We start from the raw sequence: 15,603 nt of genomic DNA on the forward strand, positions 1-15,603 counted from the left end.
AAAGATAATTTAGTATTTTTCTTGGTCTTTGGTTTAAAGACAATATAAATTTATGAACTGCATTTTTAGTAGTGTTTGAAAAATTAAATTTTTTAGGAAATTTTTCTCTATATTAAACCATTAGTATTTTCATTAGTACCTCTTTGTCAAGGTGAATATGCATCAGCAAAATAAATTTTCACATTTAAATTTTTTTCAAGTTGTTGTCAATTAGCAAATTCTTTACCCCTATCAAATGTTATAGTCTTAACAAGATTATTTGGAAGAATTGATAAATAATGACTAATATTTTTGTTAATAACTTTAGTAGTTCTATTTTCAACTAATATTGCTAAAGTAAATCTTGATGTTCTTTCAACTAAAGTTATTAAACATGATTTACTTTTACCTCGTGATGATACTACAGTATCACCTTCTCAATGGCCAAGAGTTATGCGATTATTAACATTTCGTTCTTTAATGGATTTACCATTAAATTTACCCCGATTTTCTTGAGATTTTCGTTTCTTACCTTTTCTTCTTAAATTTTTACTAGTAACCTTTTCAAGTAATCCAGAATAAATTCAATTGTAAATTGTTTTAAAACTAATAATTCATTCTTGATGAAAATTTTTAATTCTGCCATAAATTTGTTCAGGCGATCAACCTAATAATAATTTTTGTTGTACATATTTTACTAATTCTCTATTTTTAAATTTATGAAAATAAACATGTAATTGTTTTCTATTTTCTGCTTTATTTTGTGCAATTAATGAAAAATAATGATTATTATCTTTATTTCTATTAACTTCTCGATTAATAGTACTAATACTTCGATTAAGATTTTTAGCTATTTCACTAATTTTTACTTTAAATTTCAATTGATTCTCAATATAAATTCTTTCATCTATGCCAAGATGTTTGTATCCCATATAAAAACTCCTTAAATTTACTTTTTCTAAAATAAACTTAGCATCATGAAATTTTTATATGAAATCTTTTGCAATTTTATTTACTTGCACTTACAAGTATAATTCAGCATAAAATACTAAATTTCTAATTCCCGCGAGCAAGTTAAAAAAAAGATTAAAATTACCAGTACTGTCACTTTTCAAAACTTCACCATTTTGGAGAGCAATATAGATATTGTTATTAACAAAAATCATATCATTAATGTTTTTATCAAAATTACTTAATTCAGTAAAATTACCAACTGTGCTTTCTTTAAAGAGTTTACTGCTACTTATTCCATAATTTACACCAACATATAAACTATTATTAAAAGAACCTATTCTGATAATTTTAGCACCACTATCAGGCACACTAAATATTTCTTCAAAAGTATTAGAATCTTTTACTAAAAAAACTTTCCCCTTATCAGTACCTAAATAAAAATTATTATTATGAACAGCAAGACTTCAAATCATTCCACCAGTTCAATTGGTTAACTCTTGAAAGTTACCATTTTTATTACCTTTAAAAAGTTTTTTGGTTATTGTTCCCATATAAATATTATCATTATATACTAATGCACTTCAAAAAGTATCAGAAGTAGGAATTGTTCCTAACTCTTGAAAGTTACCACTTTGGTCACCTTTTAGAATTCTGTTATGTAAAAATACATAAAAACTACCATTACTATAACTAAAAGTTGGAATTGTTTGCGCTGGACTTCCAAAATTAGCAATTTCAGTAAACGGACTAATAAGACTCATTAGTAATGGTTTACTAGTACCAGTTCCATACTTTTCATCATTCCCAACAGAAATAGTTACTCATATATCCCCTTTCACTTGTAAATTACTACTAATATCATTAGGTGCTTCACTATCAGCAAAATATTTAAATTTTGCCTTAGTAGAAAGGGGGCGCTTAATAAATTGTTCTTCTTTAATAATCTCTTGTTGTAGTTTATTATATTGATTATTTGATTGATAAATAATTGCTTGTAAACTATTTAAAGTGCTTAAATCTTTAACACTTAAAGAACAAGCACTAATAATATTAAGAACTTGTATTAATCAAAAAAAGATAACTATTAGCGATACATTCTTTTTCATAATATCCCTCACTTTTCACTTATTAGATGATGTCATTTATGATGATATTTTACCACTATAGATTATTTTATTTTCCATTAATCTTTTAACTAATGTTGTAATTCGTGGTTTTTCTAATGAATTAACAGCTTTAATAAAAATATTTTTTTGACCTAAAAGATATAATTTCTTTTGACAGCGAGTAATCGCCGTATAAATAAGATTTCTTTTTAACATATATGTTGCACTATTGTCAATAATCATTATTACAAACGGATATTCACTACCTTGTGATTTATGAACAGAAATAGCATAAGCTAAAATAAGATTATTCAACTCCTGATGCTGATATTCAATAATTCTTTGCTCATAACGAACAATAATAACTTGTTTATTTTGTTCATTAGTAATAATGTTATCAATAATCCCAATATCACCATTATAAATATCTTTTTCACTATCATTTTTAGTTTGCATTACTTTATCACCAACACGAAAAATAGTTGTTGCAATTTTAATTTGCATTTTATCTTTACAAAAAGGATTATAGGCTTCTTGCAATATTTCATTAATTGCATTAATGCCACAACGACCATTATACATTGAAGCAAGAACCTGAACTTCAAAGATATTGCTTTCATTAACTAATTGTAAAAATATCTTTGCCAAATTTTCTAAAAGTTGCTGGATTTGATAATATTCAATAAATTGAACTTCATTACTATTAGTAAATTCATAACTAAAATTATTTTGTTGCATTTGATATGCTAAATTAATAATTTCTGATTTTTCAAGTTGACGATAGACTTTCTGTAAACTAATAATATTTAAATGTGATACTTGTAATAAATCTCCTAAAACATTGCCACTACCAACAGAAGTTAATTGATTGTTATCACCAACTAAAACTAATTTATGTAAATTAGGGCTAGCAACTAATAAATTATTAAATAAAATTGTATCAACCATACTCATCTCATCAACAACAATTAAATCAAAATTTAATGGTTCAGTTTCATTATGATTAAATTTATTGTGATGCAAATCTCATTTTAATAATTTATGAATTGTTATTGCTTCAACATTAGTTTGCTCCTTTAATCGTTTAGCGGCTCTTCCTGTGGGTGCACAAATCGCAACGGTATTATGAGGATAATGTTTTTGATATAAAGCAATAATTCCTTTAATTAAAGTTGTTTTTCCTGTCCCCGGTCCACCATTAATAATGGTTAAATTTTTTTGACTAAATTTTAATAATGCTAATTGTTGTTCGTTATTATAACTAATATTATTTTCTTGTTCAATAATATGAATATCTTGAATAATAACAGCATCATTAATATTATTATCTAATTTTTGTAATTGATTTAAATATTTAGCAATAAAAATTTCACTATAATAAATTTCTATATCATAAAAATTATTATTATCAACGATAATTTTATTTTCATTAATAGCTTGCATTACTACTTGATTAATTAATTTTTCATCTAAAATACTATACTTCATAAGTTGTTTTAAAATTATATTAACTGAAAAATAACTATGTCCTGTCTTAAAGGACTCTTGACGAATAATATATCTTAATGCATATACTAAACGCGAAACATTATCAAGATTAATTTCTAACACTCTAGCGAGTTGGTCAGCTTTATGAAAAGTTCAAAATTCACATTGATCACTTAACACATAAGGATTAACTTTTATTAATTCTAAAAGTTTTTCTCCATATTGGGCTTGTAACTTATGCAATAAATCAAAAGATAACTGAGCTCGTGAAAATCATTGTGTTAATTGATGATCATTTTTTTGTTTTTTAATTTGTTCATAAATAATTTGTGCCTGATTTTTTTTAATACCAATATTAAATAAAATCTTAGCATCACAATAAATCTTATTTAAAACATCATCTTGTAAACAATCAATAATCTTTTGAGCTGTAGTTTTACCAATTGTCGGAAATAATGGTGACGACAAATACTTCACTAAATATTCATTGTCTTCAATAATTACTGTTTCATATTGTTCAACTTGAAATTGTTTACCATACTTTGGATGACTAACAAATTGCCCTTGTAATTCATATAACTGCTCAGGTTGTAAATTAAATAAATAACCTTTAACAAAAATATAACGATTAATACTATTATGTAACAAAAACTTACAAATTATAAAACCATTAGTTTCAAAAACAATTGTTTTTAAATAGCCTTTAATTTTTTCCATTATGTTCTCCTTAATTACTAAAAAAGATTTTACTTATTTTTTAAATCATTATAAGGAAACTCATGATTCAAATAATGTCAATAAGCTGGGTTCGGATTAGCACGAGAATAATTTTTTTTAAATTGTTTTCAAGCACTATGAAAGTTATCTTGTGATAAATGGTTATTAATAACTAAATAAATAAAGACTAATGAAGCACTACGATTAACTCCTCAAACACAATGAACGAAAACATTTTTTTCCTGTTTAAGATGTTCATCAATAAAATTTAAACCTGCTTTTAAAACTTTTTTGTCTAAGGTACCAATTTCTGGATAATCTAACAAATTTAAATATAATTCTTTTTTATCATCGCTTAAATATACTTGTTCTGATTGGTCATCAAGATTAGGGATTTTTTGAGCAAAAAAATCACTCGCAGCACTAACGATAAATTCACAAAATGCTGGTTTTGACTGATAATCTCCTAGATATAAATAATTAATAATTTTACGATAATTTTTCATTTTTATCTCCTTTTTCTTTTATGTTTCATATCATAACGATAATTAAAAATATACACATAAAATCATACTAAAAATAATAATAAAATAGTAAAAATAATCATAAAGAAAATAAAAGTAAATATACCATCAAAATTAATAAAAGAAACTTCTTGATTATATGAAAGAAATGGATAATTATAAATCTTAATCCAATCAATTTTACCATTAGTAGTAAATAAATCTGGGTGTTTATTATGATCTAATAAGCGTAATGCGCCCCGAACTAAAATAAACATTAAATAAATTAAGGGATATAAAATAATAATTCATAACTTTCAACGAAAAAAATTTCTTGAATAGATTATATCTTCATAACTAATAATCACAATGTAAATAATTAACAGTAAAGGAATAATACCATTTTGAAACGCAATAATAATTCAATGTCAACCTTTAATAGTATACGGTGTAGATATTAATACTCATGGAAAAATAATTATTCAATAAACTAATAAAGTAAATGATGCATAAACAGAAAAAGCAATCTTGGCCGTTGGTTTAGTTCACCTTGTTAATCCTTCATTACGATAAAAGACTAACGCATTAACAAAATATGCTAAAATTAAAATATTTACTTGCACCACAAAAAAACTTAAATAATTACCACTCCGACCATTAGCAGGGGTTTCATCAAAAGCTGTTCCTTGATAATCAAATAAAGCTATCAAATAACCAATTACCAAAACAACAATACATAAACTAATAGCAATAACTTTATATATTGTTCTTCAAGTTAATAAACCCAAAATATAATGTTTAACCATTATCTTCAATTCTCCCTTTACTAATAATGTCAGTAACTAATTTCAATAGACTTGGTACATAACTATAACTAGCTTAATTCAAAATTATATATTCCTGAAATTAAGTTAAATCGTAATCCAAATCTTCTAATCTTATTGCGATAACGATAAACTAGTATTTTAAATCTTTTTAATCTAGCAAAAACATGTTCAATGGCAATTCTAACTTTACTTAAAAAGCTATTATATTCCTTTTTATCTGGATTTAAGGGATTATTTTTACTCTTTTTAATTGGCAATAATGTATTTTTATGAACATTTTGCAAACCTTGATAGCCTGAATCGGCAATTAATTCTAATTTTGGATTTATAAGTGTATTTGATTTTGCTGAATTATACTTGTAAGTGCAAGTAAATAAAATTGCAAAAGATTTCATATAAAAATTTCATGATGCTAAGTTTATTTTAGAAAAAGTAAATTTAAGGAGTTTTTATATGGGATACAAACATCTTGGCATAGATGAAAGAATTTATATTGAGAATCAATTGAAATTTAAAGTAAAAATTAGTGAAATAGCTAAAAATCTTAATCGAAGTATTAGTACTATTAATCGAGAAGTTAATAGAAATAAAGATAATAATCATTATTTTTCATTAATTGCACAAAATAAAGCAGAAAATAGAAAACAATTACATGTTTATTTTCATAAATTTAAAAATAGAGAATTAGTAAAATATGTACAACAAAAATTATTATTAGGTTGATCGCCTGAACAAATTTATGGCAGAATTAAAAATTTTCATCAAGAATGAATTATTAGTTTTAAAACAATTTACAATTGAATTTATTCTGGATTACTTGAAAAGGTTACTAGTAAAAATTTAAGAAGAAAAGGTAAGAAACGAAAATCTCAAGAAAATCGGGGTAAATTTAATGGTAAATCCATTAAAGAACGAAATGTTAATAATCGCATAACTCTTGGCCATTGAGAAGGTGATACTGTAGTATCATCACGAGGTAAAAGTAAATCATGTTTAATAACTTTAGTTGAAAGAACATCAAGATTTACTTTAGCAATATTAGTTGAAAATAGAACTACTAAAGTTATTAACAAAAATATTAGTCATTATTTATCAATTCTTCCAAATAATCTTGTTAAGACTATAACATTTGATAGGGGTAAAGAATTTGCTAATTGACAACAACTTGAAAAAAATTTAAATGTGAAAATTTATTTTGCTGATGCATACTCACCTTGACAAAGAGGTACTAATGAAAATACTAATGGTTTAATTAGAGAAAAATTTCCTAAAAAATTTAATTTTTCAAACACTACTAAAAATGCAGTTCATAAATTTATATTGTCTTTAAACCAAAGACCAAGAAAAATACTAAATTATCTTTCGCCAATCGAATATTTGGTTAGAAAAATAATTTAGTTGCACTTAACTTTACAATTTGGCAATTAATTACAAAAACTACTTAAATTAGATTTATTTTGGGTTTCTTCAACTATTTTAAAAAAACCAGTTAATGCTTTTTTAAATTTTAATTCATAGTCTAATGGTGGTTCGTGGCGGAATCGAACCGCCGACCCCTTGAGCTTCAATCAAGTGCTCTACCGACTGAGCTACCGAACCCTAACTAACTGGCGGTCCCGAAGGGAATTGAACCCTCGATCTCCTCTGTGACAGAGAGGCATGTTAACCACTACACCACGGGACCAATTGGTTGCGGGAGGAGGATTTGAACCCCCGACCTTCAGGTTATGAGCCTGACGAGCTACCAGACTGCTCTATCCCGCGATATGTTTCGTTAATAATTACTAATGGCGGAGGTGAAGGGATTCGAACCCCTGCGAGTTTTTATACTCCTTGCGGTTTTCAAGACCGCCCCCTTCAACCAGGCTTGGGTACACCTCCATAAAATAATACCATAATGGTGGACCCTGTAGGGCTCGAACCTACGGCCATCCGGTTATGAGCCGGATGCTCTAACCAACTGAGCTAAGGGTCCAATAGCAAAACTAACTTATATTTAATTGGTTGTTTAAATCAATAAAATTGTCACTAATCTTAAACAAAATAAATTATAATAAAAATAATGCAAGTTTGCAAGCAATAAACCAAGATAAATAAATAAAGTTTACTATTTCTATTTAATATTCTAAGAATTCATATTAGATTCAGGACTTGCTAAAGATTCAAATTTACCACAAAGAACTAAAATGCCACCAATAAAACCAGAAAAAATTCCAAAAATACCTGCCAAAATATAATTTTGACTCTTTTTAACTAATACTAAACTATTAGTTACTATCGCCATCACTGCCAAAATTACTAAAATAACATTAATAATTCAAAATACGCCAAATATAAATCCACTAAAACCAATAAATCCAACAACTCCAGCTCCAATTAAAGTATACGCCAATGAAATTAGAGCAAAAAATAAAATAAATCCCGAACTAATAATCGTTATAATTAGTCCTGCTTTCATTAATCCATTAGGGCCAATATTAGTTTGATTTAAATTAGAATTATTAATCATTTTTAAAACATCCCTTCTTTTTTAATTTTATTATCTATAATTATATTCAATAAACAATATAATGCAATAATAGCAAAATTTTAAAACAATCCGTTGTCTAATTTTGATATAATATTTTTAATTAAAAAAAATCTACGGAGGGTCTTATGAAACCAACACGAGGAAAACTAATCTTTAAAATATTTGCTTTCATATTTACAATAGCATTTTTAATTGCTACATATATTAATTCAATGGTATTAAAATTATGAGTACCTAAATCTGACTTACCATTTCTATATGGCGATTTTACAGTTCAGTATTTATCTTTTTTTACTACGCAATCAAATATCATTGTTGCCATATGATTTCTATTAGCAACAATTAATTATCAAAATGAAGATAAAAATATTTTAACAGGACAAACAAGCAAACTTTTCATAACTAGTTATATTTCCGTAACTTTTTTTGTTTGACTTACAGTCCTAATGCCCACCGCTTTTAAAGATATGGGAATAAATGCCTGAATTTATGGCGTTGCCCAACACATTATTGTCCCTTTATTAATGATTATTTATGGCATCTGAAATATTGGCAGTAATAAAATTGAATTAAATAACTATTTTAAAAAAAATATCTGAATATACTTAAGTTATCCATTAACATACATTATCTATGTTATGCTTCGTGGCGAAATGCGCTGAGCAGATGGTAAAGAAAACTTATCATACCCCTACTTTTTCTTAAACCTTCATAATAAAAATTTTGGAATGAATGGGGTTTTAGTATTTGTTATCTTTGCAACTTTAATTTTATTTTTATTTATTGTATTTAACTTACTATACATATTTATTAACAATTTTAAAAATAAAAAATAAAAAAGGTCGCGTTTAGTTTTCTTAGGTATTGCTTTGAAGAAGTAAAACAATCAGCTAATTATATTATTTAATTACTAAACTAACCCTGCCTTTCTTGTTATTGTCATTTTTATTCATTACTATTCTATCATATTATTGAATTTTTGCACAATAAAAAATTATTAATTATTATTAAATTTTCACTAATATATATTAATTTTATATTTTTACTTACTTAAATCTATTATATTTATTTGTTACAGCATTACCTTTATAATTAATTCAACTATCATCATTTTTATTATTATATTTATTTCATAATGAACTTTTATATATTTCTTTTCTGATTTCTATTTCTGAATTAATATTTTCATTAATGTAATGTAATACATTTAATTTGTTTAAATTTGCCATTCTTAAATGTAATAGGTTATTTAAATTCTTATAATTATATATTTTCGCTCCATAGCCTAATTGTTGTTTTACTAAATGTGATACATCACTTTCGATGCTACAACCGATATTTCATTCTAAATTTTGATGATGAATGCCATGCTTATTGTTTTTGAAATAATTACTAGCCTTCCTTAAATTTGTTTTAATATCTTTATTTAATTCATTTTTAGCATCATTTTGAATGTTTTTTACCAATTCTTGATGATTTCCATTTTTATATAATTCAATTCAACTATTTAGTGCTACTTTACGATTTTCAAAAACAATATTAAATGCCGTTTGTTTTAATTTTTTAATAGCATGATAACCATCCAAAATATATCTAACATTACCAAAACTATTGGCAATTTCTCTAATTCAAGTAGCGCCATCGCCACAAACAATTATTTTGTCATAATTAATATTTACATAATATTTTTGTAATTCCTTAATTAATAAATCACGATAATCCATAGTATTTATTCGTTTACCAACTTTTAATATTAGAAAATGACCTCGTTTGTTTTCTAATTCTCTACGAGCATTTTTGTAATTTTTTTCTTTATGTCCGGTGTGAAAAGTAACTAAACGAATTCTTTGGTCTTGTTTAACTTTCTGATTTAATGTCGCTAAAAATGTCTCATCTAGTTGAATATATAAATTCTTATTTTTGACATCAATTCTAGTTTTAGTTTCTTTTTCTGCGAGTTGAAAATATTCGGCAATATCGTATTTATTTAAAATATTTGAAATACTACCTTTTGAAATATAACAATGATTTAGAGCATCTAAAACATCGCGATAGCGTTTGCCATCACCAAAAAGACTTAAAACTTTAAATTGGACATCAAAATAAATGCGTTGTTTGGGCAATAAACCAATTTCTTTATCTAGTAAACATACATATTCAAATTTACCGGATTTTTGATTTCAATATTTATATCGGCGTCGTTTAAAAGTAACATCACCAAAAATTGTAATAATTGTTCTTGAGGCAAAATGAACTACTTTATAACCTTGTTTTAACCGATAATGATATTTATATAAGTATTCATCTAATTTTTCGTATTCATTAGCTAGTTGTTCACATTTGTTGGTGTGCATATTTTTATGGGTTATAAATAAACTGAATCAATGTTTATTTTCTGGGGTTTTTACATTAGACTTGGTACATAACCTTTAATTTTATCTACTATTTTGATAATTATTTTTTAGATGAAATACAAATGTTAGATAAATACAAAGATAAAAATGAATTTTATAGTTTAGTCGGCATAAAATGTTATAGTTATGTACCAAGTCTATTATTATTAATTTTTAACATAATAAATTACCTTTCTTGATAGTAATTTTAATAAAGTTTAGTTAGCTTATTTTTTTGCTTTAATGATAAATGTTTTTTAGAACTAGTATTCAATATCCTGAAAAAACGATAGAAATTATTATTTAATGATATATAATTAAATTCCAAGGCAAAGAGACTCTAGATTAATTTTTGGAGAAAGGATATTGATTGTTCAATAAATTTATTAATTAGGAAAAATTGACATAAAAGTAAAGGAATTTAATAAGTGAAAAAGTTACTATCAATGTTAACAAGTATCAGTACAATCGGAAGTATAATGCCGATGATATTAGCCAATGTTTCAACAAAAACAGAAAATAAAAATTTACAAGCTAACAACTTAGAAAGAAATAAAAGAGAAACAGTATTAGTAAATGATTATTTAGAATCTAATAATAAAGATATTAAATATTTTGAGAAAATTGAAGAAATAAAAGAGTCAGTTAATAACATTTTATTTGATAAAAATCAAAATATTTATTTTAGTACAACTAACGAATTGTGGTTTTTAAAAAAAGGACAAACAACTGCAATTGGAATAGAAAAAATAAAAAGCAATATAAGAATAATTGCAATTAATAATAATATTTTATATGTCGGAACAGATAATGGTGCTTATTTTTTAGAACAAGATAAAAAACAACTCACAAAAATTGAGGGATTAATTGGAATTATAAATAAAATTGTTTTTGATAGTAATAATAATGTATATTTTAATGTTGATTATAATTATTCAAACGATTTATATATTTGCCAAATTGTAAAGTTAAGTGCAACTAAATTATTTTTCTAACCAAATATTCGATTGGCGAAAGATAATTTAGTATTTTTCTTGGTCTTTGGTTTAAAGACAATATAAATTTATGAACTGCATTTTTAGTAGTGTTTGAAAAATTAAATTTTTTAGGAAATTTTTCTCTAATTAAACCATTAGTATTTTCATTAGTACCTCTTTGTCAAGGTGAATATGCATCAGCAAAATAAATTTTCACATTTAAATTTTTTTCAAGTTGTTGTCAATTAGCAAATTCTTTACCCCTATCAAATGTTATAGTCTTAACAAGATTATTTGGAAGAATTGATAAATAATGACTAATATTTTTGTTAATAACTTTAGTAGTTCTATTTTCAACTAATATTGCTAAAGTAAATCTTGATGTTCTTTCAACTAAAGTTATTAAACATGATTTACTTTTACCTCGTGATGATACTACAGTATCACCTTCTCAATGGCCAAGAGTTATGCGATTATTAACATTTCGTTCTTTAATGGATTTACCATTAAATTTACTCCGATTTTCTTGAGATTTTCGTTTCTTACCTTTTCTTCTTAAATTTTTACTAGTAACCTTTTCAAGTAATCCAGAATAAATTCAATTGTAAATTGTTTTAAAACTAATAATTCATTCTTGATGAAAATTTTTAATTCTGCCATAAATTTGTTCAGGCGATCAACCTAATAATAATTTTTGTTGTACATATTTTACTAATTCTCTATTTTTAAATTTATGCTGAATTATACTTGTAAGTGCAAGTAAATAAAATTGCAAAAGATTTCATATAAAAATTTCATGATGCTAAGTTTATTTTAGAAAAAGTAAATTTAAGGAGTTTTTATATGGGATACAAACATCTTGGCATAGATGAAAGAATTTATATTGAGAATCAATTGAAATTTAAAGTAAAAATTAGTGAAATAGCTAAAAATCTTAATCGAAATATTAGTACTATTAATCGAGAAGTTAATAGAAATAAAGATAATAATCATTATTTTTCATTAATTGCACAAAATAAAGCAGAAAATAGAAAACAATTACATGTTTATTTTCATAAATTTAAAAATAGAGAATTAGTAAAATATGTACAACAAAAATTATTATTAGGTTGATCGCCTGAACAAATTTATGGCAGAATTAAAAATTTTCATCAAGAATGAATTATTAGTTTTAAAACAATTTACAATTGAATTTATTCTGGATTACTTGAAAAGGTTACTAGTAAAAATTTAAGAAGAAAAGGTAAGAAACGAAAATCTCAAGAAAATCGGGGTAAATTTAATGGTAAATCCATTAAAGAACGAAATGTTAATAATCGCATAACTCTTGGCCATTGAGAAGGTGATACTGTAGTATCATCACGAGGTAAAAGTAAATCATGTTTAATAACTTTAGTTGAAAGAACATCAAGATTTACTTTAGCAATATTAGTTGAAAATAGAACTACTAAAGTTATTAACAAAAATATTAGTCATTATTTATCAATTCTTCCAAATAATCTTGTTAAGACTATAACATTTGATAGGGGTAAAGAATTTGCTAATTGACAACAACTTGAAAAAAATTTAAATGTGAAAATTTATTTTGCTGATGCATATTCACCTTGACAAAGAGGTACTAATGAAAATACTAATGGTTTAATTAGAGAAAAATTTCCTAAAAAATTTAATTTTTCAAACACTACTAAAAATGCAGTTCATAAATTTATATTGTCTTTAAACCAAAGACCAAGAAAAATACTAAATTATCTTTCGCCAATCGAATATTTGGTTAGAAAAATAATTTAGTTGCACTTAACTTTACAATTTGGCTTATGAAAATAAACATGCAATTGTTTTCTATTTTCTGCTTTATTTTGTGCAATTAATGAAAAATAATGATTATTATCTTTATTTCTATTAACTTCTCGATTAATAGTACTAATACTTCGATTAAGATTTTTAGCTATTTCACTAATTTTTACTTTAAATTTCAATTGATTCTCAATATAAATTCTTTCATCTATGCCAAGATGTTTGTATCCCATATAAAAACTCCTTAAATTTACTTTTTCTAAAATAAACTTAGCATCATGAAATTTTTATATGAAATCTTTTGCAATTTTATTTACTTGCACTTACAAGTATAATTCAGCATGGTAAAATAATCATGAATAAAAATGACAATAACAAGGAAAGGCAGGGTTAGTTTAGTAATTAAATAATATAATTAGCTGATTGTTTTACTTCTTCAAAGCAATACCTAAGAAAACTAAACGCGACCGATTTTAAGTTTTATATTGATTATTTTCAAAAAATTGGGTATAATTTTCTAGCGTTTGATTTAATTTACGATATCATCATAATGAAATCGCTAATAAAAAAGTAACATTAGGAAGTAATATTAAAGATTTAGTAACAATTATTAATTTATTTAATAGCAAATATCCTCATCAACAAATTTATTTGCTTGGACAGGGATTAGGTGCTAATATTATATCTTGTCTTAGTAATAAAGTATCGGTTACTGGGATAATATTATTGAATATAATTAGTAATCCTAATTATCTTGATAGTGATTTGAAAACAAAATTTATTTCGTTGTATGGTTTTTGATTTGATCGTAATGTTAAATTACCAGTTGTTTTGGTGGAGAAATTAATTAGTAAGAATAAAACTTATCAGTTACAAATTAAGAAATATTTTGAAAATAAGCCGTTTTTATTATGATATCGGTTACAAATGAACTCTTTAATTAATAAATCGTATTGAAAACTTAAAAATTCAAATAAAAAAGTTTTATTATTACAAAAGACTTGGTACATAACCTTTAATTTTATCTACTATTTTGATAATTATTTTTTAGATGAAATACAAATGTTAGATAAATACAAAGATAAAAATGAATTTTATAGTTTAGTCGGCATAAAATGTTATAGTTATGTACCAAGTCTAAAGTAATAATCATCCGTTTAGTAATCAAAAAAAAATTAAAAAGTTAATGGGGGCTCATTTACTATATTTCATTGATGATGCGCATGATTTACTATGAAGTAAAAACTATGAGCAATATTGTAAAATGATTCATCAATGAATTGAGAATAGTAGTTAATGTTTAAGGAGAAAAGTATGAAAAGAGAATATTATAATTTTGAAAATATTCGGTTATTACCTAAAAAATGTATTGTTGAATCAAGGAAAGACTGTGATGCCAGTGTGCAGTTAGGTAACTTTAAATTTAAGTTACCAATTGTTCCTGCTAATATGACAACAGTTATTAGTGAAACAATGGCATTATTTTTAGCTAAAAATAATTATTTTTACATTATGCATCGTTTTGAGTTTGATAATGTGGCTTTTGTTGCTAAAATGAAAGCCCAAAATCTTTATAGTTCGATTAGTTTGGGAATTAAATTAGAGGATTATAATGTCATTGATGAATTGAAAGCAAAAAATTTAATTCCTGATTTTATTACTATTGATATTGCTCATGGACATTCGCAATATATGGAAAAGATGCTTAAATACATTAAAATTCATTTACCACAAACATTTGTTATTGCGGGAAATATTGCTACGGTTGAAGCAGCACAAGATTTAGTTTCTTGAGGAGCTGATTGTGTTAAAGTTGGTATTGGTCCGGGAAAAGTTTGTACGACAAAGTTAAAGACTGGTTTTGGCACCGCTGGATGACAACCCAAAGCTTGTTTAGACATTTTTAATACGATTAAACAACCAATTATTTTAGATGGTGGTTTACGCGAACATGGTGATATTGCTAAAGCGATTAGATTTGGGGCAACAATTTGTATGGTGGGAGCGATATTAGCAGGATTGGAAGAATCACCAGGGAAAACTGTCCAAGTTGATGGTCAATTTTTGAAAGAATATTATGGTTCAGCTAGTGCCTTTAATAAAAAAAATACTGATAATATTGAAGGCAAGAGAATTTTTGTTCCGATTGAAGGAAATATTGCTTCAAAGTTAAGAGAAATTAATCAGGATTTACAATCAGCAATTTCATATTCGGGAGGCAATAAACTTTTTGATTTAAGAACCGTTGATTATGTTTTATTAGTTAGTGAATAAAAAAATGTCATTTATTTAAAAATGACATTTTTTCTTTTAAATGAAAGATGTTTTACTAAAT

At 25.1% G+C, this 15,603-nt stretch carries 16 protein-coding genes and 5 tRNA genes; 6 read left to right on the forward strand and 15 right to left on the reverse strand.

Features of this window, described 5'->3' with window-relative positions; translation table 4 throughout:
• Window positions 1-107 precede the first annotated feature (107 nt).
• The 6 genes from ACFEL5_RS03340 to ACFEL5_RS03365 form a co-directional block, all read right to left on the reverse strand.
• Window positions 108-911 (reverse strand): IS30 family transposase, encoded by an 804-nt coding sequence (locus ACFEL5_RS03340; protein WP_375315120.1) that lies wholly within the window; start codon window positions 909-911, stop codon window positions 108-110.
• A 90-nt stretch (window positions 912-1,001) separates the two neighbouring features.
• Window positions 1,002-2,039 (reverse strand): hypothetical protein, encoded by a 1,038-nt coding sequence (locus tag ACFEL5_RS03345; RefSeq protein ID WP_375315687.1) that lies wholly within the window; start codon window positions 2,037-2,039, stop codon window positions 1,002-1,004.
• A 36-nt stretch (window positions 2,040-2,075) separates the two neighbouring features.
• Window positions 2,076-4,244: an SF1B family DNA helicase RecD2 gene (locus tag ACFEL5_RS03350; protein ID WP_375315688.1), complete on the reverse strand. Its 2,169-nt coding sequence runs from the start codon at window positions 4,242-4,244 to the stop codon at window positions 2,076-2,078.
• Between the two features lie 29 nt (window positions 4,245-4,273).
• Window positions 4,274-4,750, reverse strand: a complete 477-nt coding sequence (locus tag ACFEL5_RS03355; RefSeq protein WP_338967917.1) for a dual specificity protein phosphatase family protein — start codon at window positions 4,748-4,750, stop codon at window positions 4,274-4,276.
• Window positions 4,751-4,752: 2 nt separating this feature from the next.
• Window positions 4,753-5,553 (reverse strand): hypothetical protein, encoded by an 801-nt coding sequence (locus tag ACFEL5_RS03360; RefSeq protein ID WP_338967915.1) that lies wholly within the window; start codon window positions 5,551-5,553, stop codon window positions 4,753-4,755.
• Between the two features lie 68 nt (window positions 5,554-5,621).
• Window positions 5,622-5,969 carry a transposase family protein gene (locus ACFEL5_RS03365; RefSeq protein ID WP_375315689.1) on the reverse strand — a complete coding sequence of 116 codons (348 nt, stop codon included), beginning with the start codon at window positions 5,967-5,969 and terminating at the stop codon, window positions 5,622-5,624.
• Between the two features lie 58 nt (window positions 5,970-6,027).
• Between ACFEL5_RS03365 and ACFEL5_RS03370 the strand changes: the two genes are divergently transcribed.
• Window positions 6,028-6,972, forward strand: coding sequence for an IS30 family transposase (locus tag ACFEL5_RS03370; RefSeq protein ID WP_338966716.1), 945 nt, complete (start codon window positions 6,028-6,030; stop codon window positions 6,970-6,972).
• Between the two features lie 125 nt (window positions 6,973-7,097).
• On the opposite strand, the gene ACFEL5_RS03375 is transcribed toward ACFEL5_RS03370, so the two are convergent.
• The 6 genes from ACFEL5_RS03375 to ACFEL5_RS03400 all read right to left on the reverse strand — a co-directional run bounded on the left by ACFEL5_RS03375 (window position 7,098) and on the right by ACFEL5_RS03400 (window position 8,083).
• Window positions 7,098-7,173: transfer RNA gene (locus tag ACFEL5_RS03375), tRNA-Phe, on the reverse strand.
• Window positions 7,174-7,182: 9 nt separating this feature from the next.
• A tRNA-Asp gene (locus tag ACFEL5_RS03380) sits at window positions 7,183-7,258 on the reverse strand.
• A gap of 3 nt (window positions 7,259-7,261) precedes the next feature.
• Window positions 7,262-7,338, reverse strand: a tRNA-Met gene (locus ACFEL5_RS03385).
• Between the two features lie 24 nt (window positions 7,339-7,362).
• Window positions 7,363-7,455, reverse strand: a tRNA-Ser gene (locus tag ACFEL5_RS03390).
• Between the two features lie 17 nt (window positions 7,456-7,472).
• Window positions 7,473-7,549: transfer RNA gene (locus tag ACFEL5_RS03395), tRNA-Ile, on the reverse strand.
• 150 nt (window positions 7,550-7,699) lie between these two features.
• Complete coding sequence (locus tag ACFEL5_RS03400) at window positions 7,700-8,083, reverse strand: hypothetical protein (RefSeq protein WP_342190125.1); 384 nt, start codon at window positions 8,081-8,083, stop codon at window positions 7,700-7,702.
• A 146-nt stretch (window positions 8,084-8,229) separates the two neighbouring features.
• Between ACFEL5_RS03400 and ACFEL5_RS03405 the strand changes: the two genes are divergently transcribed.
• Window positions 8,230-8,940, forward strand: a complete 711-nt coding sequence (locus ACFEL5_RS03405) for a Pr6Pr family membrane protein (protein ID WP_375315690.1) — start codon at window positions 8,230-8,232, stop codon at window positions 8,938-8,940.
• A gap of 210 nt (window positions 8,941-9,150) precedes the next feature.
• Here ACFEL5_RS03405 and ACFEL5_RS03410 read toward each other — a convergent pair whose 3' ends face one another.
• Entirely contained in the window at window positions 9,151-10,458 is a 1,308-nt protein-coding gene (locus ACFEL5_RS03410; protein WP_375315691.1) for an Mbov_0401 family ICE element transposase-like protein, read from the reverse strand.
• A 467-nt stretch (window positions 10,459-10,925) separates the two neighbouring features.
• On the opposite strand from ACFEL5_RS03410, the gene ACFEL5_RS03415 reads away from it, so the two are divergent.
• Complete coding sequence (locus tag ACFEL5_RS03415) at window positions 10,926-11,492, forward strand: hypothetical protein (protein ID WP_375315692.1); 567 nt, start codon at window positions 10,926-10,928, stop codon at window positions 11,490-11,492.
• On the opposite strand, the gene ACFEL5_RS03420 is transcribed toward ACFEL5_RS03415, so the two are convergent.
• Window positions 11,476-12,249, reverse strand: coding sequence for an IS30 family transposase (locus ACFEL5_RS03420; RefSeq protein WP_375315693.1), 774 nt, complete (start codon window positions 12,247-12,249; stop codon window positions 11,476-11,478). The genes ACFEL5_RS03415 and ACFEL5_RS03420 overlap by 17 nt on opposite strands.
• 68 nt (window positions 12,250-12,317) lie before the next feature.
• On the opposite strand from ACFEL5_RS03420, the gene ACFEL5_RS03425 reads away from it, so the two are divergent.
• Window positions 12,318-13,262 carry an IS30 family transposase gene (locus tag ACFEL5_RS03425; RefSeq protein WP_342277599.1) on the forward strand — a complete coding sequence of 315 codons (945 nt, stop codon included), beginning with the start codon at window positions 12,318-12,320 and terminating at the stop codon, window positions 13,260-13,262.
• On the opposite strand, the gene ACFEL5_RS03430 is transcribed toward ACFEL5_RS03425, so the two are convergent.
• Window positions 13,259-13,501 carry a helix-turn-helix domain-containing protein gene (locus ACFEL5_RS03430; RefSeq protein WP_342277269.1) on the reverse strand — a complete coding sequence of 81 codons (243 nt, stop codon included), beginning with the start codon at window positions 13,499-13,501 and terminating at the stop codon, window positions 13,259-13,261. The two genes, ACFEL5_RS03425 and ACFEL5_RS03430, sit on opposite strands and share 4 nt — an antisense overlap.
• 418 nt (window positions 13,502-13,919) lie before the next feature.
• Between ACFEL5_RS03430 and ACFEL5_RS03435 the strand changes: the two genes are divergently transcribed.
• On the forward strand, window positions 13,920-14,414 hold the full coding sequence (locus ACFEL5_RS03435) for a hypothetical protein (RefSeq protein ID WP_375315694.1): 495 nt from the start codon (window positions 13,920-13,922) through the stop codon (window positions 14,412-14,414).
• A gap of 168 nt (window positions 14,415-14,582) precedes the next feature.
• A complete protein-coding gene (locus ACFEL5_RS03440) occupies window positions 14,583-15,542 on the forward strand; it encodes a GMP reductase (protein WP_338967518.1) in 960 nt (319 codons plus the stop codon).
• Window positions 15,543-15,603 lie beyond the last annotated feature (61 nt).

The organism is Spiroplasma endosymbiont of Tipula paludosa, from assembly GCF_964264785.1.
Lineage (GTDB): Bacteria > Bacillota_I > Bacilli_A > Mycoplasmatales > Nriv7 > Nriv7.